This window comes from Pseudocitrobacter sp. 2023LY-00077, assembly GCF_055796175.1.
The window spans coordinates 71,885-91,184 of the sequence record NZ_JBSPEI010000013.1 but is presented as its reverse complement, the minus strand read 5'-3'; the positions used below and the strand labels follow the sequence as shown (position 1 = coordinate 91,184).

The window sequence follows — 19,300 nt, the reverse complement described above, 5'->3', positions numbered from 1 at the left end:
AGGATTATTGTGCCGAGAAATAAGCGCTGAGCTTAGTTTCTAATTCATTAATATCGATAATGTTGTTAATAACGACGAGCTGACTTTCCGGAACACTGGCGCTACTGGCAATATCTTTCGCCATCACAAAAAGATCGGCAGCGCCGGGTGTCGCCGAAGATAAATCTGAGTGCTCGACTTCCGCCTCAATATTTAATTTCTTCAGCACTTTTTTGATATTCATTTCTACCATAAAACTACTGCCCAAACCGGAGCCACAAATTGCCATTATTTTCATGGTTGTTACCTTATTTTGAGTAGAGTACGGGCGCACGATGTCAGGAGAGATCGTGAGCATGTAAAACGGAGAAAAAATAAAATCAGAAACGGGAAATAATGGTTGTAATCTCCTCTAATGTTTTTGCCTGATGAAGCAATGCGAGATCGTCTTCGCTGGAAAAAAGTTCGGCAAGCGCAGAAATCATTTCAATATGGCTGTGCTTATCGGGTGCCGCGAGCATGATAATCACATCGACGGGATCAAATTCATCGGCGCCGAATGCCACGCCGTGCTGTAATTTCAGTAATGACAATCCCATTCCCCGAGCACCTTCTTCCGGACGAGCGTGCGGCATTGCAAGGCCGGGCGCCAGGACGTAATAGGGGCCTAATTTTTGATGCTGCTGGATTATCGCCGTCACGTAACCGGGTTCGATAATGCCGGACTCAAGCAGCTGCTGAGCGCAAATCTCCAGCGCCTGAGGCCAGCTTTCGACCTCATTTCTTAGTGCAATGGTGGTGTCATTCAGCCATTGGTTCAGCACATGGATTCTCCTGCAACGGGATGTGTGGAATGAGCAAACTTTATTCAACGGCGAAATTGGTAACCGTGATGATTATCACAAAGATAGCGCTATCAAAATGTATCATTGGAAATTGTGATAGCGCTATCAAATTGGGACGCATCAATTCACAGCAAAATTGTGGGTTTCCGGCGTATACTGCCCAACATGTGAAGAAAAAATGATCGCTAACTCTCTAATAACATAGCGTTTACTCAGGAATTCAAATGTCGATAACCCGAAAACGACGCAGTACGGGAAAGGTTACCCTGGCCGATGTCGCCCAACTGGCGGGGGTTGGAACGATGACCGTATCAAGGGCCCTGCGAACGCCCGAGGCGGTATCGGATAAGTTACGCGAGAAAATTGAAGCAGCCGTTCAGGAGCTTGGCTATGTGCCGAATCTGGCGGCCAGCGCGTTGGCTTCCGCCTCATCGTGGACGATCGCGATGGTCGTGCCGCATCTTAGCGAATTCGGCTGCTCAGAAATGTTTGCAGGTTTACAGCAGGTGCTGCAACCGGCGGGCTATCAAATCATGCTGGCGGAGTCTCAGCATCAGCCGGAGCAGGAGGAAAAACTGCTGGAAACCCTGCTGGCTTCCAATATCGCGGCGGCGGTACTGCTGAGCGTCGAACACAGTGAAAACGTGCGCAACTGGCTGCAAAATGCGTCTATTCCGGTGATGGAGATTGGCGCGGTGCGTGCCGATCCTATTGATATGAATATCGGCATTGACCATGCCGCTGCGATGTTTGAACTGACCGAAATGCTGATCACACGCGGTTATCAAAACATAGGCTTACTCTGCGCCAATCAGGAAAAATGGGTGTTTCAACAGCATCTGCAGGGGTGGTACAAGGCGATGTTGCGTCATCACCGTTCCCCGGATCGCGTCATTAACGCGGCATCGTCGCCCACGTTTTCCACCGGTGCGGCGCAGCTTCCGGAATTTCTGCTGGCCTGGCCGGAACTGGACGCGCTGGTGTGTGAATCGGATGAGCTGGCCTGCGGTGTGCTGTATGAGTGTCAGCGTCGGCGTATTAAAGTGCCGGAAGATCTCGCGGTTGTTGGATTTGGCGACAGCGATGTGAGCCGGGTGTGTCAGCCACCACTCACCACCATGGCTGTGCCGCATCGAAAAATTGGCGCGGATGCCGGAAAAGCGTTACTGGCGCGGCTGAGCGACAACGACTGGAGCCCGAAAGCGACGATTACCTCAAGGTTGTGCCAGCGCGACAGCTGTTAACGATTTTTCGCATTTTTTTACCGGTCGATTTTTCATTTTAAGGATCGTCTCGTTTCCTTTTGCGTTACTCTGGTATGCGTATGATACAGAGGCATGACGCTTCATATTTTACGTTCCATATAATAAGACAACGCTGCAAACAGGGATCGCATGGAAATATTCTTCACCATACTCATCATGACCCTCGTGGTCTCGCTCTCCGGGGTTGTAACCCGTGTCTTGCCATTTCAGGTGCCGCTGCCGCTGATGCAGATCGCCATCGGTGCGCTGCTGGCGTGGCCGACCTTCGGCCTGCACGTGGAGTTCGACCCGGAGCTGTTCCTCGTTCTGTTTATTCCGCCGCTGCTGTTCGCCGATGGCTGGAAAACGCCGACCCGCGAGTTCCTTGAACACGGGCGCGAAATCCTCGGCCTGGCCCTTGCGCTGGTGCTGGTGACGGTGGTTGGTATTGGTTTCCTGATTTACTGGCTGGTGCCGGGGATCCCACTGGTGCCTGCGTTCGCGCTGGCGGCGGTGCTGTCGCCGACCGATGCGGTGGCGCTCTCCGGGATTGTCGGTGAAGGGCGCATTCCGAAGAAAATCATGGGCATCTTGCAGGGTGAAGCGTTGATGAACGATGCTTCAGGCCTGGTCTCGCTGAAATTTGCCGTGGCGGTTGCCATGGGCACGATGGTCTTTACCGTTGGCGGCGCGACGCTGGAATTTATGAAAGTGGCGATTGGCGGCATCCTGGCCGGTTTTGTGGTCAGCTGGCTGTATGGTCGCTCGCTGCGCTTCCTGAGTCGCTGGGGCGGCGATGAACCGGCAACGCAAATCGTGCTGCTGTTCCTGCTGCCGTTCGCGTCTTATCTGATTGCGGAACACGTCGGCGTTTCCGGCATCCTCGCGGCGGTTGCGGCGGGGATGACCATCACCCGTTCCGGCGTGATGCGTACCGCGCCGCTGGCGATGCGTCTGCGTGCCAACAGCACCTGGGCGATGCTGGAGTTCGTGTTTAACGGCATGGTGTTCCTGCTGTTGGGCCTGCAATTACCCGGCATTCTCGAAACATCGCTGGTGGCCGCAGAAGCAGATCCGAACGTTGAAATCTGGATGCTGTTTACCGACATTCTGCTGATTTATGCGGCGCTGATGCTGGTACGCTTTGGCTGGCTGTGGACGATGCAGCGCTTCAGCCAACGCTTCCTGAAGAAAAAACCGATGGAGTTCGGGAGCTGGTCAACGCGCGAGCTGGCCATTGCCTCCTTCGCCGGGGTGCGCGGGGCGATTACCCTTGCCGGTGTGCTCTCCATCCCGCTGCTGCTACCCGATGGCAACGTCTTCCCGGCACGTTATGAGCTGGTGTTCCTGTCGGCGGGCGTCATTCTCTTCTCACTGTTTGTCGGCGTGATTATGCTGCCGATTCTGCTGCGCCACGTTGAAGTTCGTGATCTGCCGCAGCAGCAAAAAGAGGAGCGTCTGGCCCGGTCCGCAACGGCGGAAGTGGCGATTGTCGCGATTCAGAAGATGGAAGAACGACTGGCGGCGGATACGCAGGAGAACATTGATAACCAGTTGCTGACGGAAGTCAGTTCCCGCGTGATTGGTAACCTGCGTCGCCGCGCCGATGGGCGTAATGATGTGGAAACCTCAATGCTGGAAGAGCAGCTGGAACGTCGTTTCCGCCTGGCGGCGCTGCGTTCAGAGCGCGGGGAGCTGTACCACCTGCGTGCGACAAGGCAGATTAGTAATGAGACGTTGCAGAAACTTCTGCATGACCTTGATTTGCTGGAAGCGCTGTTGATTGAAGGTGAGTGATGCCCCTCACCCCGGCCCTCTCCCACAGGGAGAGGGAGACAACCGGCGCTGTTCTGTCATTTATCTGCGAGCGGTTCCCTCTCCCTGTGGGAGAGGGTTAGGGTGAGGGTTGCCTACTTCGGTAACCAAAACCCTTCGCAGCACTTCAGCCACGCCTGAGCGCTGTGCGACAAATACACCCCTTCGCGCCAGATCATGCCCAGTTGCCAGTGCAGTTCGCTCTCGAGCGGCAGCCAGCGCAGCGTTTTCGCATCCAGCCTTTCGCAAATCGGCTCCGGCAAAATCGCCACGCCGACACCCGCCTGGACCATCGCGGCGAGGAAATCCCATTGGCCGCTGCGCACCGCGATACGCGGCTTCACGTTATGTTGATTAAACAGATGCATCAACTGACGACTCAGCGCGAAATCTTCGTTATAGATAAGCAAAGGATGCGCCGCGAGCTGCTCCGGGGAAACCGACGTCTGTTCCAGCCACTCGCCGGAACGGGGAACCAGCACGCAAAGCGGGTGGCTGAATAGCGGCAATGTCGCAAGGCCGCTCTCTTCTTCCACCGGCAGCGCGGTCATGGCTAAATCAAGTTCGCCGTTCATCACCGCCTGCTGCACCGTCAGCCCGCCGAATTCGGACACTTTGAGTTCTACGCCGGGGTAGCGCTGGCGAAACAGGCTGATAGGCCCGGCCATCATCATGCCGACCATTGGCGGGATGCCGAGGCGCAACTGGCCTTTGTTGAGATGGTTGATATCGGTCAGTTCGGCTTCCAGTTGGCGGAATTCGTCGAGGATCACCAGCCCGCGTTCAAACACTACTTGCCCGGTATCGGTGAGCAGCAATTTGCGTCCGTCGCGGATAAGCAGGGTGCTGTTGAGTTCATCTTCCAGGTTTTTCAGCATCTTGCTGATGGTGGGCTGCGTAACGAAGAGTTTCTCCGCCGCGCGGGTAAAGCTTTGCTGACGTACCACTTCAACGAAATAGCGCAGCGTTCTGATGTCCATGATTATGCCTCGAAACTATACCTGCGATGAGTTTAATTCATTTCTGCCATCCTCGTGCGCTCACTATACTGTGCGTCTCTGATTTTTTCTGGACACTCCTTTCATGGCTGAGGCCTTAGGGCGCGTGATGCCCTCCGTTTTGCAACGTCTTCAGGTGCCGGTGCAGGTCATTCTGTATGCGGGGCTGTTTGTTTTTGCTGAATATCTGGTGAACTGGCTGAATCTGCCGCTGCCCGCCAATCTGGTGGGGATGGTGCTGATGCTGGCGTTGATTGTCTGCCATATTGTGCCGCTGAAGTGGGTGCGCGCGGGCTCGCGCTGGCTGCTGGCGGAAATGCTGCTCTTCTTCGTGCCAGCCGTGGTGGCGGTGGTGAATTATGCGCAACTGCTGATGGTTGATGGCTGGCGCATTTTCCTGGTGATTGCGCTCAGCACCATGATGGTGCTCGGGGCGACGGCGTGGGTGGTGGATAAAGTCTATCGCTACGAACTGAAGCGGATGCGCCATGAGTAACTTTCAGCTGAGCGTGCTGTGCCTCGCCATTACGCTGGTGCTCTATTTCGCCAACAAACGGCTCTATCGCCGCTTTCGCAAACTGCCGCTGATGCCGCTGGTGTTAACGCCGGTTCTGCTGGTGCTAATGCTGGTGTTCGGTCATATCTCCTATCAAAACTATATGGGCGAAGCGCACTGGCTGCTGTGGCTATTGGGTCCGGCGACCATCGCGTTTGCCGTGCCGGTGTATGACAATCTGGCGATCATCAAGCGACACTGGATGTCGCTTTCCGCCGGGGTGATTACCGCAACGGTGGTGGCCGTGACCAGTTCCGTGTGGCTGGCGCGGTTGTTTACGTTGCCGGATGAAATCCAGCGCAGCCTGGCGGTGCGCTCGGTGACCACACCGTTTGCGCTGGCGGCGGCCAAACCGCTCGGCGGGCAGCCGGATCTGGTCGCGTTGTTCGTGGTGGTGACCGGCGTCTTTGGCATGGTGATTGGCGATGTACTGTTTTTACGCCTCTCCATTCGTGAAGGCATGGCGAAGGGCGCAGGATTTGGCGCCGCGTCGCACGGCGCCGGAACCGCGCGCTCCTACGAGCTGGGCCCGCAGGAGGGCGTGGTGGCAAGCCTGGTGATGATGCTGTCAGGCGTGGTGATGGTGCTGGTTGCGCCGCTGGTGGGCTGGGTGATGTTTTAAAAATTAACGGTTCAACCGCCGGACAATACGCTCAACCTGCTGACGGAATGTGACGGCAACCTGCGCAGGCGTCTGGCCGCCATGATCCATTTTCTCGCGCGCCGCAGTGAACTGATCCACCACCTGCAAATCCTCAATGTAAGGTGTCGCAACGGCGGTTGTGGGCAATGATTGTGCCTGGCGCAGCCCGGCAACGACCGGGTCGTTCGGATCAATCGTGCCGTTGTCGGTCAATATTTTCTCTGCGGTTTTACTCAGCGGAATCCCGCGCTCGAGCCCTAATGCTTCCACCGCCTGCGGGTCATTCAGCAGGAAGTTGATAAGCGTTGCGGCTTCCTGCGGATGACGGGTCGATTTCGATATGGAGAACATCTGCGCGGTTTTAAAATAGACACCAGAATCACGTGCTCCCGGCTGCATAACATAATCGCCTAACACCAGTTTGGCGGGCGGTGTCATGTTATTGATATACATGCGGATAGAGATATTCCAGGTAAACGTACCGCCCCATTCGCCGGTGATCCAGGGCTTCATCTCATAGAGATTGCCTTTGCCATAAGAGGACATCGTTTTTGGCCCTGGAATAACGTGATCGTCGCTGAGACGTTTCACAAAAGAAAAAGCCTCTTGCCACTGCGCGTCATTCCAGGTGAATTTGCCACTGGAGTCAAACATCGGTTTACTGTATTTCTGCATCATCCACGCGTTGAGTAGTAAAATAACATCCTGATCAACCATCGCATACGGATAATAGTTTTCCCCTAACGTGCTGCGAAAGGTTTTCCCCGCCGAAAAAAGTTCATCCCAGTTCTTTGGATACGTCAGCCCTGCTTTTTTCCAGGTGATATCATTGTAATAAAACACCGGGGCATTCACTGAAATCGGCAGACCATTAAGTTTACCTTTCACGGTGGTGGAATTGAGATCGCCCGGCGCGTACTGCGCCAAATCCAGCACCTCTTTCAGCTTATTTAAATCGTAATAGCCTTCGCCATTTTTAGAGAAAATAATCAGCCATGGCCAGTTGGTTTGCATGACATCGGGCTCGGTACCGCTCGCCATTTGCGTGGTTAAACGCGAAAGATGGCCATCCCAGCCGGTATATTCCGCCTTTACTTTGATATCGGGGTATTTTTGTTCAAACGCGGCGATAGCCTTTAACGTTGACTGATGACGGCTGTTGCCGCCCCACCAGGACATGCGTAATTCCACGGGCTGCGCCCAGGCGGTGGTGCAGGACATTAAAAGGGTTGCGATAACACCTGTAGCTATTTTATTCATTATCGACTCCGAAACAGAGAAGCAGGTGAGTAACAGCAAAATACTAACCAGAGGTCTCGGCGCGGCAGGTCGCCGCGCCGTGGTGATTAACGTTTGGTCAGGCGGGAAACGAGTTCAAACTCTTTAAAATTGACCGGGCGCTGCTGCTGCATCGAAATATTCCCGGCAATTCCGGTGAGAATGGACATCGCCCCGGCCCGGTGGTCGGCGGCGCGTTGTAGCGGGTCGTTGCCCGGCACGCCGAACAGATCCGCCAGCATGGCGTTATCGCCACCGCCGTGGCCGCCTTCGCCGAGGGTGAAATCCGCTTTCCATGGCTCGGCAAACATCGGGAAGACGGTGATATCACACAGCTCCAGGCTGCCTTCGTTCTCGCGTTTGCCGCCCGCGTTAACGTAGGATTTCTCGATGATTTTCATCTCCAGACGCCCTTCGGTACCGTTGAACACCACGTTCAGCCCTTCCCACGGTAAGTAAGCGTTCAGGGAGTAGGTGAGCTGTACCTGGTTCTGGTATTTCACCAGTACCGACATGGTATCTTCAATGGTAATACCATCGCTAAAGACGCTCTGGTCACGGAAATAGTTATCTTCATGTTCGGCGTCCAGATAGAGCGCTTTAAGCTGTGCGTTTTCCGCCATTTCCAGCGCAAACGGATCGTTCTTCGCTTCCGCGTAGCCGTGAGTGCGTGGATAGAACTGCGTCACGCCGCGTTTTTCGGCGTTTTCTTTGCCGTAGAATTGCAGGCTGCCCTCGGCGTAAACGCGTTCCGGGTAGCTTGCCAGCCAAAAATTCATCAGATCGAAGTGGTGGGTGGATTTATGCACCAGCAGGCCGCCGCTGTTGCGTTTTTCGCGGTGCCAGCGGCGGAAATAGTCTGCCCCGTGTTCAGTGTTGAGCAGCCACTCGAAGTGCACTGATGTGACCTGACCGATCACGCCCTGCATCAGCAGTTCGCGCACCTTGCTGTGGTGTGGTGCATAGCGATAGTTGAACGCCACGCGCACGGTGTGCCCGGTTTCTTCAATGGCGTCCAGAATGCGCAGGGCGCGCTTCTCATCGATGGTCATCGGTTTTTCGGTGATCACATCGCAGCCCGCGTGCAGCGCCCGCACGATATAGTCATCATGCGTGCGGTCCATGGTGGTGACGATAATAATATCCGGGCGGGTTTCGCGGATCATCTCCTCAAACTGCGCGGCTTTCCAGGTAGAAACGGGCTCGGCGCCTTCCTTTTGCAGCAGCGTATTGGCGTAATTCATGCGCGTCTGATTGGTATCGCAAAAGGCCACCAGTTTGGCATTTTCGCGCCATTGACCGCCGATAGCTGAAATATATAAACCTGCACGTCCTCCCGTGCCGACCAGCGCATATTTTTTCATTGTGTCCTCGATTATGATAAACGACCAAATAATGGCAGGATGTCGCGATGAAACGTATTCCCCACCAGTTGATGGAACTGAATAGCACCTTTATCTGGCACTGGCCCTGGTTTGTTCAGGGCGTGCAGAGTGCGAAACAGCATGGTTTCACCGGGATAATCCTGCACCAACAGGAACTGCTTTCTATTCTGGCTACGCCCTCGCCATTGAGTCAGAAACTGAATGTCGAGAACCTTATTCATCAGCAAAATTACGCGTTGCTGTATTTAAAACGCGTTGACCGTTATCTGGCCGACAATAATTTATCCTTCTGGCTTCAGGGTGAAGCCGCGCCGACGGATGACATTATTAAGCGCAAATTTCCCGAGATGGCTTTCGATGAAAAAAGCGCGCCCGATTTCTGGCCGCAGTTTTATGCGGCAATCATGCATCCGTTATTGCAGGCGTTGCCGCATCTGAGCGGTTTAATTCTCAGCCTGACCACGCCCGCGTTTCAGACCTCCGGCTGGCAGCGCAGCCTGCATTCCGTCTGGAGCCTGCTGCGCGGGCAGGGCAAGAAGCTGGTACTGCGCGACTTTATCGATGACAGCTGGCCGCGCCAGCAGCTCTCGAGCATTCTCGCGACCCTGCCGGGCGATGTGCGCGCCTCCATCAAAGCCACCGAGCTGGATTACCACCCCGGCTTCGCTAACCATCCCAATATCGCCACGCTGCCCGGCCACAATAAGTGGATCGAGTTTGACCTCTTCGGCACCGGCTACGGCTGGACGGCGCTGCCGTGCTATCTCGCAGATGAAATCAGCGGTCGCCTGAGCTGGGCGCTGAGCGTGGCGGAAAACGAAGTTGAAGCCATCACTTCCCGCGTCAGCTGGCAGTGGTTACCCGACAGCCGGGTGATGGACTCCGTCAACGCCATCAATCTGCTCGGCCTGTCGGCGGCGAATCAACTTCAGGAGGGCGCGCCCTCCACCTTCGAACGCTGGGCGGAGCAGCATCAGCTCCGTTTCCGTTCCGCGCAGGATAAACAACGTCTCGCCACATTGCTGCACACCAGCTATGACTGGTTGTGCAAAACGCCCAACCTGCTGGGGAGGCGTATGCACTATCAAAGCCAAATCCCCGAAAGCCTCGCTCAGGCTCAACAGCTGCTGCACATGGATACCCGCAGCGCCAACTGGATGCAGGCGTACCAGCCGCTGATGCCCACCGATGACCCGGCGCTTGGCAATGAGCAGCGGGAGCTGATCGCCCTTGAGAAAGAGACTGCCTGCTTCCTCGCCGCCAACGCCGTGCAGAGCCTGCGGGAACTGATGCCGCGCATCACCTGCCCGAACGATTCACTGGAGCAACTGCTCGCCGCCTGGCGTAGCGCCGAGGTCTACAGCCAGATGTTTTCCCGCGTCGCCGCCAGCGTGACGCTGCTCACCTGGCACGATCACTACGGTAGCGAGCCCTCTACCAGTACGCTTGCAGAACAGCAAAATGCGCTGCTGCGCTATGCCGATACGCTCGACCGCTGGCTGGAAACGCCGCCAGCGGGCAGCCCGCTGTTTTTGTCGATGTTGTTGAATCCTGAACGTCTGAGCCGTTTCGCTTACAGCCTGTCGATGGGGTAAGAATAGGGAGCGGTCTGCGAAAAGTCGCCTGCGGGCAGAGGGAAGACGCATTGCGCAGGGCAGAAGGGGGGAAAAGTGTGATGGATGTAGCAGGTTGTGAAAAATCAATGTGATGCAGATCGTTTTTCAACGTTCGCAAAGCGTGATTCCAGTCACCAGAGGGGCGTGAAAATGTGATTCAGCAATAATACGAATATCAGCGAGATATTCTGGACTCTCGCAAATGCCCATCGAAATTAGTTCTCTTTATGCAAAAGGTCCTGATAAATCTCACTCAAAATACCGCCGGGGGCGAACTCTTTTTTAATCCACAGCGTCACCTGCCCGGTGGCGGAGTGGCGCGTCGCCAGCAGCATACGGGAATCCTGGCGTGGGTTGTGGATTTGCCGGGTCACCAGCAGCGATTGTTCTGCCGCTTTACGCACCATATAGTCAGGCAAAAAACCGATCCCCGCACCGAGGATCTGACACTGGCATTTGGTATTAAAATCGGGCACCAGCACCGATTCCTGACCATGCAGCAGCCAGCCCACTTTTTTATTGATGGTATGCGCGGTGTCTTCCACCATGATATTGGGATAAAGGCGCAGCTGACTTTCGGCGATGGGCTCCGGCATAAAAGCCAGCGGGTGATCGGGGGCGATAGCGAAGACCCAGCGAATTGCGCCAATTTCGGTGTAATCGATGCCGCCGCCGTCGAGCAGGGTATCCGGCGCGCCGATGGCAATGCTGGCCTGGTTGTTGATCATCGCATCCCAGACGCCGTTATACACTTCAGTCGTGACGGTTATCTGGCAGGTTGGAAATTGCTTTTTCAGCACCTGAAGCAGGCGGGCAGTGTGTTTCGGTGTATACAACAACTGGTTGATACAAATACGAATTCTTGTCTCTATTCCCTGCGCGATAGTGTCGATGCTGCGGCGAATGGCGTGAAAATCGTTGAGCAGATCGCTGGCTTTACGCAGAAAATAGCGCCCGGATTCCGTAAGCTCAATGCTGCGCGTATTGCGGGTAAACAGCACCACATCAAGGCCGGTTTCCATCCTGCGGATCGTGTAGCTGATAGCGGAAGTCGTCAGCCCAAGTTCCTCCGCCGCCTTGCTAAAGCTGCCGTAACGTGCGGCGGTGGTAAACGCCAGCAGGTTTTCTTCCGTAAAAATTGAGTTCATTTTCCTGCTCCGGTTGCCGCAATACACGCCTGTTTACTGTAGTGATTCTCAGGGCCAAGAGACAATCACTTTTGAATAACTTTTAAAACTCATTACGCCTTCTCTTTTGAGGTGGCCTCACTCAGCCTGCGCCCGGTATATTCCGAGATGAGTCCGATGCCGTTCCCGACGATAAACCCTGACAGCGCAACGGCCCAGTTAAGCCCGGTGGCAAAAAACAGCGTCATGCCAAGAAAGCCGCCGGGAATAAACGAGGTCAGCCAGAAGCGCCCCTGCCAGACGATAACCGCCGAGAAGGGAATGGTCATTATCACGCCAGCCAGCCACGGCGAGAGCCCGGACGCGGTGGCTAACCAGCCCGTCGCCAGCGCTGCCAGAAAAGCCCATACCGCCCCGGAGACGTTAACGAACAGGCTTTTTGTAAACCCGGCTTTTCCGCCGCCTGCCGCATAGAAACTACAAAACGAGACAAAGCCGGTGGTGCCCAATAACTCCCAGCCTGGCGTCATTCCGGCCTTAGAGGCCACCATTTGCCAGAGCCCTGCGCAAATACCGACAGTGATACCTGTTGCGGTGAGTCCGTTCATGGTGCCCCCAATGTTATGTTGTCTGAATGTGTTGGTTTCGTTTCGGAACTATATCCAAATAAAACCCGGTTGAGTTAAGGGGTATAGCGGGAAAAGAACAAACAGTGCCTTAACGCACACTCTGCTTTCATTGTTGAATTATTTTCAATAATAAAGCGTATTACGGCGAATTAAATTTAACCGCCTTCTTTTCCTGAAATTTCATTGCTATTCTCGATTCATGGAACAAACAGCCACACCATCATCAGGGGAATGTTTATGACCACGAATAATTTGGCTAGTGAGTTTTTGCTGGCAGCCCAACACGGAAATATCGATGCGCTCAGAAACTGCCTACAGCAGGGCGTTGATATTAATACCCGCAATGCCACTCAGCAAACAGCTATTATTCTGGCAAGCCTGCATAAACACTATGATTGCGTGCAAATACTGATAGAGGCAGGTGCCGATATTAATATACAGGATAATATCTGTGCAAACCCTTTCTTGCTAAGTTGTCTGACTAATGATTTAACGCTTTTAAATTTAATTCTACCCGCTAATCCCGATCTCAATCGACTAACCCGTTTTGGCGGCGTAGGGCTGACACCCGCCTGCGAAAAAGGCCATATCAATATTGTGCGGGAATTATTAACGCGCACCGATATTAACGTTAATCAGACCAACTATGTTGGCTGGACGCCGCTGCTGGAAGCCATTGTGCTCAATGATGGTGGTGAAACGCAGCAGGCAATTGTGCGTCTTTTACTGGAATACGGCGCCAGCCCGCATATGACCGATAAATATGGTAAAACGCCATTGGAACTGGCGCGCGAAAAGGGTTTTTCCGACATTGCTGAACTGCTGATTGCGGCGGGTGCATAACGAAGGAGAATCGCCATTAACACACCTCAACTCCGGTGTGTGCAGGCGCTAACGGCTGATGCGCGTTTTCTGGCCGAACGAGGCTCAGGGCAGATTGCACAGGTATTTAACCGGGCGGTTAATCTCTGGCTGCCTGCCCGGCAGCGATGGCTGACGCTGCTCAGTGAAACCTGCGACAACGCCCCAAACAGCTGTAGGTTAGCGCTCACTCACTTTGATGATTCATTTCAGCCGGGCCAGTTGATTCAGTTGCATCCTCACGGAATCAGGGTTGCTGATAAGCTGAAAATTGATACGGTTTCATGTCGTTGCTGGCAACCGCCGAAATTAATGCTGAGTGCCGAACGTTTTCACCAGATACCGTGGCTTAAATGGCGCGATACAATTACTCAGCAACTGCAAACGCATGAAACGCTTTTTCTTGGCGGTGGGAGTAACCCTTTTTATCAGGCGATCTCTGAGCAATTGCAGTGCAACCGGAAAATACTTCTTAAGGCGCTGCTTAATAATTTAAATATCACGTCCGCCGTTACGCAAATGATAGGTTTAGGCATCGGGCTCACGCCGTCTTCCGATGATTATCTGGTGGGGATGAGTGCGATTCTTTTTATTCCTGGTCACCCGGCAGCGCATCTGCGTGATGAATTTATATCGGCTTTGGCGTGCGCCAGAAAAAATACAACATCCTTGAGTGCCACGACGCTCGAGGCGGCATTTGATTATCGTTATCGTGAAAATATCTTTGCGTTTATTGCCAGCCTGATTAATGAACCCTGGCAATTATCGGAAAAGAATATCGCTGGTATTAAAAATATTGGCTCCAGTTCCGGCTGCGACATGCTGTATGGCATGGCTGATGGTTGTGCGCTGAGCCAAACCTACGGAGGGAATTATGTCAGTTAAAATAGTCATTAAACCGAATACCTATTTTGATTCTGTCTCGCTGATGTCTATCTCCACGCGTGCAAATAAACTCGACGGCGTCGAGCAGGCATTTGTGGCGATGGCGACTGAAATGAACAAAGGCGTGCTGAAGAATTTAGGGCTGCTGACGCCGGAGCTGGAACAGGCGAAAAACGGCGACCTGATGATTGTCATCAATGGCAAAGCGGGCGCTGACAACGAGCAGTTGCTGGCGGAGATTGAAGAACTGTTCAACAGCAAAGCGCAAAGCGGCTCGCATGAGGCGCGTTACGCTACCCTTGCCAGCGCCAAAAAGCATATCCCGGAAAGTAACCTGGCAGTGATTTCGGTCAACGGTCTGTTTGCCGCTCGCGAAGCGCGTCAGGCGCTGCAAAACGACCTTAACGTGATGCTGTTTTCCGATAACGTCTCGGTTGAAGATGAACTGGCGCTCAAGCAACTGGCCCACGAAAAAGGGCTGCTGATGATGGGGCCAGACTGCGGCACGGCGATTATTAACGGCGCGGCGCTCTGTTTTGGTAACGCCGTGCGTCGCGGCAACATCGGTATTGTTGGCGCATCCGGCACAGGTAGCCAGGAACTGAGCGTCCGTATCCATGAATTTGGCGGCGGCGTTTCACAACTGATCGGCACCGGCGGGCGCGACCTGAGCGAGAAAATCGGCGGCCTGATGATGCTCGACGCTATCGGGATGCTGGAAAACGATCCGCAAACTGAAATCATCGCGCTGATCTCCAAACCGCCTGCGCCTGCGGTGGCCCGCAAAGTGCTGGAACGCGCGCGCACCTGCCGTAAGCCAGTGGTGGTCTGTTTCCTCGGTCGTGGTGAAACGCCAGTGGACGAGCAGGGGCTACAGTTTGCCCGCGGCACCAAAGAGGCGGCGCTGAAAGCAGTGATGCTCTCCGGCGTGAAACAGGAACATCTCGACCTGCATACCCTGAACCAGCCGTTGATTGCTGACGTACGTGCTCGCCTGAAACCGCAGCAGAAGTACATTCGTGGCCTGTTCTGCGGCGGCACGCTGTGTGACGAAACCATGTTCGCGGTGATGGAAAAACACGGCGATGTCTACAGCAACATCCAGCCCGATCCTGAATTCCGCCTGAAAGATATCAACCGCAGTATCAAACACACCTTCCTCGACTTTGGCGATGACGACTTCACCAACGGCAAGCCGCACCCGATGATCGACCCCACCAACCGCATCAGCCGCTTGATCGAAGAAGCGCGCGATCCAGAAGTGGCGGTGATCGTGATGGATTTTGTGCTCGGATTTGGATCGCATGAAGATCCGGTCGGCTCCACCCTCGAGGCGATCAAAGAAGCGAAAGCGATCGCCGCAGCCGAAGGACGCGAGTTGATCATTCTCGCCTATGTGCTGGGTACCGATCTCGATACGCCATCGTTAGCACAACAAAGCCAGATGCTGCTTGATGCCGGAGCGATTCTGGCCAGCAGCAGCACCAATACCGGATTGCTGGCGCGTGAATTTATCTGCAAAGGGGAGGAAGCCTGATGAGCCAGTCACTGTTTAGCCAACCGTTGAACGTTATTAACGTCGGCATCGCCATGTTTAGCGATGACCTGAAAAAGCAGCATGTAGAAGTGACCCAACTCGACTGGACGCCGCCGGGGCAGGGCAATATGCAGGTGGTGCAGGCGCTGGACAACATTGCCGATTCACCGCTGGCAGACAAAATCGCCGCCGCTAACCAGCAGGCGCTGGAGCGCATTATCCAGTCCCATCCGGTGCTGATTGGTTTTGATCAGGCGATCAACGTGGTACCGGGCATGACGCCGAAAACCATTCTTCACGCCGGGCCGCCGGTTACCTGGGAAAAAATGTGCGGCGCGATGAAAGGCGCGGTCACCGGGGCACTGGTGTTCGAAGGGCTGGCGAAAGATCTCGACGAGGCGGCTGAACTGGCGGCTTCCGGGGAGATCACTTTCTCGCCGTGCCACGAACACGACTGTGTGGGATCAATGGCGGGTGTCACCTCGGCCTCGATGTTTATGCACATCGTGAAAAACAAAACCTACGGCAACGTCGCTTACACCAACATGAGCGAGCAGATGGCGAAGATTTTGCGTATGGGTGCCAACGATCAGAGCGTGATTGACCGCCTCAACTGGATGCGCGATGTGCAGGGGCCAATGCTGCGCGACGCGATGAAAATTATCGGCGAGATCGATCTGCGCTTAATGCTGGCGCAAGCGCTGCATATGGGCGATGAGTGCCATAACCGCAATAACGCCGGGACGACGCTGCTGATTCAGGCGCTGACGCCGGGGATTATTCAGGCAGGTTATTCCGTCGAGCAACAGCGCGAAGTGTTTGAGTTTGTCGCCAGCAGCGACTACTTCTCCGGCCCGACGTGGATGGCGATGTGTAAAGCGGCGATGGATGCGGCGCACGGCATCGAATACAGCACCGTGGTCACCACGATGGCGCGTAACGGCGTCGAGTTTGGCCTGCGGGTCAGCGGATTACCGGGGCAATGGTTTACCGGTCCGGCGCAGCAGGTCATCGGCCCGATGTTTGCCGGTTATAAGCCGGAAGATTCGGGGCTGGATATCGGCGACAGCGCCATCACCGAAACCTACGGTATTGGCGGATTTGCTATGGCGACCGCGCCTGCAATCGTCGCGCTGGTGGGGGGCACGGTGGAAGAGGCTATCGATTTCTCTCGTCAGATGCGCGAAATCACCCTCGGTGAAAACCCGAACGTCACCATTCCGCTGCTCGGTTTTATGGGCGTGCCGTCGGCTATCGACATCACCCGCGTTGGCAGCAGCGGCATTCTGCCGGTGATCAACACCGCCATCGCCCATAAAGATGCGGGCGTGGGCATGATTGGCGCGGGTATTGTGCATCCGCCATTCGCCTGCTTCGAGAAAGCCATTCTTGGCTGGTGCGAACGTTACGGCGTCTGACTTACATGTTTATGCCGGATGCGGCGTGAACGCCTTATCCGGCCTACGAATGGCGCAAGAATGGTAGGCCTGATAAGCGTAGCGCATCAGGCAATTTGGCGTTGGTCATAACCCCATCACCCTCTGTAGCGGACATAACAACATGAAAGAACTTGTGGTCGTTGCCATTGGTGGCAACAGCATTATCAAAGATAACGCCAGCCAGTCGATTGAGCATCAGGCGGAGGCGGTGAAAGCCGTCGCCGATACGGTGCTGGAAATGCTGGCTTCCGATTACGACATTGTGCTGACCCACGGCAACGGGCCGCAGGTCGGTCTGGATTTACGCCGCGCGGAGATAGCCCACGAGCGTGAAGGGCTGCCCTTAACGCCGCTGGCGAACTGTGTGGCAGATACGCAAGGCGGCATCGGCTATCTGATCCAACAGGCGCTGAACAACCGGCTGGCGCGTCACGGGGAGAAAAAAGCCGTCACCGTGGTGACTCAGGTGGAAGTGGATAAAAACGACCCGGGGTTTGCCCATCCCACCAAACCCATTGGCGCATTCTTCAGTGAAAGCCAGCGTGACGAATTACAAAAGGCTAACCCTGACTGGCGTTTTGTTGAAGATGCCGGACGCGGCTATCGCCGCGTGGTCGCCTCGCCGGAACCGAAACGTATTGTCGAAGCACCAGCCATTAAGGCGCTGATCCAGCAAGGCTTTGTGGTGATTGGCGCAGGCGGCGGCGGAATTCCAGTGGTGCGTACTGACGCGGGGGATTACCAAAGCGTGGACGCGGTTATCGACAAAGATCTCTCTACCGCGCTGCTGGCGCGCGAAATTCACGCCGACATTCTGGTGATCACCACCGGCGTGGAAAAAGTGTGTATTCACTTTGGCAAGCCGCAGCAGCAGGCGCTCGATCGGGTGGATATTGCCACCATGACCCGCTATATGCAGGAAGGGCATTTCCCGCCCGGCAGCATGTTGCCAAAAATCATCGCCAGCCTGACGTTCCTGGAACAGGGCGGCAAAGAAGTGATTATCACCACGCCGGAATGCCTGCCCGCGGCGCTGCGTGGCGAAACGGGCACCCATATTATTAAAACGTAAGGACGTAAGATGAAAGAAAGCAATAGCCGTCGTGAGTTTTTGAGCCAGAGCGGTAAGATGGTTACCGCCGCCGCGCTGTTTGGTACCTCTGTGCCGCTCGCCCATGCGGCGGTAGCTGGCACCCTAAACTGCGAAGCGAACAACACCATGAAAATCACTGACCCGCATTACTATCTCGATAACGTGCTGCTGGAAACCGGTTTTGACTACGAAAATGGCGTGGCGGTGCAGACCCGCACGGCGCGCCAGACCGTGGAGATTCAGGACGGCAAAATTGTCGCCCTGCGCGAGAATAAGCAGCATCCGGACGCCACGCTGCCGCACTATGACGCTGGCGGTAAGCTGATGCTGCCTACCACCCGCGACATGCATATTCATCTTGACAAAACCTTTTACGGCGGGCCGTGGCGCTCGCTCAATCGTCCGGCAGGCACCACCATCCAGGACATGATCAAACTCGAGCAGAAAATGCTGCCGGAGCTGCAACCGTACACTCAGGAACGAGCGGAAAAACTGATCGATTTATTGCAGTCGAAAGGCACTACCATTGCCCGCAGCCACTGCAATATCGAACCGGTTTCCGGCCTGAAAAATCTGCAAAATTTGCAGGCGGTGCTGGCGCGACGTCAGGCGGGCTTCGAGTGTGAAATTGTCGCCTTCCCGCAGCACGGTTTGCTGCTGTCAAAATCGGAACCCTTAATGCGCGAAGCGATGCAGGCGGGGGCGCATTACGTCGGCGGGCTGGACCCAACCAGTGTTGATGGCGCGATGGAAAAATCCCTCGACACCATGTTCCAGATTGCGCTGGACTACGACAAAGGCGTCGATATTCACCTGCACGAAACCACTCCGGCAGGCGTGGCAGCCATCAACTATATGGTTGAAACGGTAGAGAAAACGCCACAGCTGAAGGGCAAGCTGACCATCAGTCACGCCTTTGCGCTGGCAACGCTCAACGAGCAACAGGTCGATGAGCTGGCGCACCGGATGGTGGCGCAGCAAATTTCTATCGCCTCGACGGTGCCGATTGGCACGTTGCATATGCCGCTCAAACAGCTGCACGACAAAGGCGTAAAAGTGATGACTGGCACTGACAGCGTTATCGACCACTGGTCGCCTTACGGCCTGGGCGACATGCTGGAAAAAGCCAATCTGTACGCGCAGCTCTATATTCGTCCTAACGAACAGAACCTCTCCCGCTCGCTGTTTTTAGCCACTGGCGATGTATTGCCGCTCAACGAAAAAGGCGAGCGTGTGTGGCCAAAAGCGCAGGATGACGCCAGCTTTGTGCTGGTGGACGCCTCCTGTTCTGCCGAGGCGGTGGCGCGTATCTCGCCGAGAACGGCGACGTTCCATAAAGGGCAACTGGTGTGGGGGAGTGTGGTGTAACG

At 55.0% G+C, this 19,300-nt stretch carries 18 protein-coding genes; 11 read left to right on the top strand and 7 right to left on the bottom strand.

The features are described 5' to 3' along the window. Positions 1-4: 4 nt before the first annotated feature. Positions 5-277, bottom strand: a complete 273-nt coding sequence (locus ACWWFX_RS17225) for a PTS sugar transporter subunit IIB (protein WP_015966306.1) — start codon at positions 275-277, stop codon at positions 5-7. Positions 278-359: 82 nt separating this feature from the next. Further along, complete coding sequence (locus ACWWFX_RS17220; RefSeq protein WP_473224354.1) at positions 360-803, bottom strand: PTS sugar transporter subunit IIA; 444 nt, start codon at positions 801-803, stop codon at positions 360-362. A 245-nt stretch (positions 804-1,048) separates the two neighbouring features. On the opposite strand from ACWWFX_RS17220, the gene ACWWFX_RS17215 reads away from it, so the two are divergent. Together ACWWFX_RS17215 and ACWWFX_RS17210 are read left to right on the top strand one after the other, a co-directional pair. After that, a complete protein-coding gene (locus ACWWFX_RS17215; protein WP_149461796.1) occupies positions 1,049-2,068 on the top strand; it encodes a LacI family DNA-binding transcriptional regulator in 1,020 nt (339 codons plus the stop codon). Positions 2,069-2,218: 150 nt separating this feature from the next. Continuing rightward, positions 2,219-3,865 (top strand): Na+/H+ antiporter, encoded by a 1,647-nt coding sequence (locus ACWWFX_RS17210; protein WP_149461797.1) that lies wholly within the window; start codon positions 2,219-2,221, stop codon positions 3,863-3,865. 113 nt (positions 3,866-3,978) lie between these two features. On the opposite strand, the gene ACWWFX_RS17205 is transcribed toward ACWWFX_RS17210, so the two are convergent. Further along, positions 3,979-4,863 (bottom strand): LysR family transcriptional regulator, encoded by an 885-nt coding sequence (locus tag ACWWFX_RS17205; protein WP_108476037.1) that lies wholly within the window; start codon positions 4,861-4,863, stop codon positions 3,979-3,981. Positions 4,864-4,966: 103 nt separating this feature from the next. Between ACWWFX_RS17205 and ACWWFX_RS17200 the strand changes: the two genes are divergently transcribed. Continuing rightward, positions 4,967-5,377, top strand: coding sequence for a CidA/LrgA family protein (locus ACWWFX_RS17200; RefSeq protein ID WP_015966301.1), 411 nt, complete (start codon positions 4,967-4,969; stop codon positions 5,375-5,377). Beyond that, positions 5,370-6,059 (top strand): LrgB family protein, encoded by a 690-nt coding sequence (locus tag ACWWFX_RS17195; RefSeq protein WP_473224353.1) that lies wholly within the window; start codon positions 5,370-5,372, stop codon positions 6,057-6,059. Before ACWWFX_RS17200 ends, ACWWFX_RS17195 begins: the two co-directional genes overlap by 8 nt. A gap of 3 nt (positions 6,060-6,062) precedes the next feature. Here the strand turns inward: ACWWFX_RS17195 and ACWWFX_RS17190 are convergent, their stop codons facing one another. Both ACWWFX_RS17190 and ACWWFX_RS17185 read right to left on the bottom strand, forming a co-directional pair. Beyond that, the gene (locus ACWWFX_RS17190) at positions 6,063-7,340 is read right to left on the bottom strand and encodes an ABC transporter substrate-binding protein (protein ID WP_473224352.1); all 1,278 of its coding nucleotides are present in this window, start codon (positions 7,338-7,340) and stop codon (positions 6,063-6,065) included. Between the two features lie 86 nt (positions 7,341-7,426). Continuing rightward, a complete protein-coding gene (locus ACWWFX_RS17185; protein ID WP_276222123.1) occupies positions 7,427-8,722 on the bottom strand; it encodes a Gfo/Idh/MocA family protein in 1,296 nt (431 codons plus the stop codon). A gap of 47 nt (positions 8,723-8,769) precedes the next feature. On the opposite strand from ACWWFX_RS17185, the gene ACWWFX_RS17180 reads away from it, so the two are divergent. Next, complete coding sequence (locus tag ACWWFX_RS17180; protein WP_473224351.1) at positions 8,770-10,338, top strand: hypothetical protein; 1,569 nt, start codon at positions 8,770-8,772, stop codon at positions 10,336-10,338. 236 nt (positions 10,339-10,574) lie between these two features. On the opposite strand, the gene ACWWFX_RS17175 is transcribed toward ACWWFX_RS17180, so the two are convergent. Next, complete coding sequence (locus ACWWFX_RS17175; protein ID WP_473224350.1) at positions 10,575-11,507, bottom strand: LysR substrate-binding domain-containing protein; 933 nt, start codon at positions 11,505-11,507, stop codon at positions 10,575-10,577. 92 nt (positions 11,508-11,599) lie between these two features. Continuing rightward, a complete protein-coding gene (locus ACWWFX_RS17170; RefSeq protein ID WP_473224349.1) occupies positions 11,600-12,094 on the bottom strand; it encodes a DUF1097 domain-containing protein in 495 nt (164 codons plus the stop codon). Between the two features lie 258 nt (positions 12,095-12,352). Here ACWWFX_RS17170 and ACWWFX_RS17165 point away from each other — a divergent pair, with 258 nt between their 5' ends. The 6 genes from ACWWFX_RS17165 (at position 12,353) to ACWWFX_RS17140 (ending at position 19,298) form a co-directional block, all read left to right on the top strand. Beyond that, positions 12,353-12,958 (top strand): ankyrin repeat domain-containing protein, encoded by a 606-nt coding sequence (locus tag ACWWFX_RS17165; RefSeq protein ID WP_473224387.1) that lies wholly within the window; start codon positions 12,353-12,355, stop codon positions 12,956-12,958. Between the two features lie 39 nt (positions 12,959-12,997). Further along, positions 12,998-13,861, top strand: coding sequence for an oxamate carbamoyltransferase subunit AllH family protein (locus ACWWFX_RS17160; protein ID WP_473224348.1), 864 nt, complete (start codon positions 12,998-13,000; stop codon positions 13,859-13,861). Continuing rightward, the gene (gene fdrA / locus ACWWFX_RS17155) at positions 13,851-15,398 is read left to right on the top strand and encodes an acyl-CoA synthetase FdrA (RefSeq protein WP_473224347.1); all 1,548 of its coding nucleotides are present in this window, start codon (positions 13,851-13,853) and stop codon (positions 15,396-15,398) included. Before ACWWFX_RS17160 ends, fdrA begins: the two co-directional genes overlap by 11 nt. Next, positions 15,398-16,816: a YlbE family protein gene (locus ACWWFX_RS17150; RefSeq protein ID WP_135492016.1), complete on the top strand. Its 1,419-nt coding sequence runs from the start codon at positions 15,398-15,400 to the stop codon at positions 16,814-16,816. The genes fdrA and ACWWFX_RS17150 overlap by 1 nt, the downstream gene beginning before the upstream one ends. A 142-nt stretch (positions 16,817-16,958) precedes the next feature. After that, positions 16,959-17,909, top strand: a complete 951-nt coding sequence (locus ACWWFX_RS17145) for a carbamate kinase family protein (protein WP_085008420.1) — start codon at positions 16,959-16,961, stop codon at positions 17,907-17,909. A 9-nt stretch (positions 17,910-17,918) separates the two neighbouring features. Next, positions 17,919-19,298 carry an amidohydrolase family protein gene (locus tag ACWWFX_RS17140; RefSeq protein ID WP_473224346.1) on the top strand — a complete coding sequence of 460 codons (1,380 nt, stop codon included), beginning with the start codon at positions 17,919-17,921 and terminating at the stop codon, positions 19,296-19,298. Positions 19,299-19,300 lie beyond the last annotated feature (2 nt).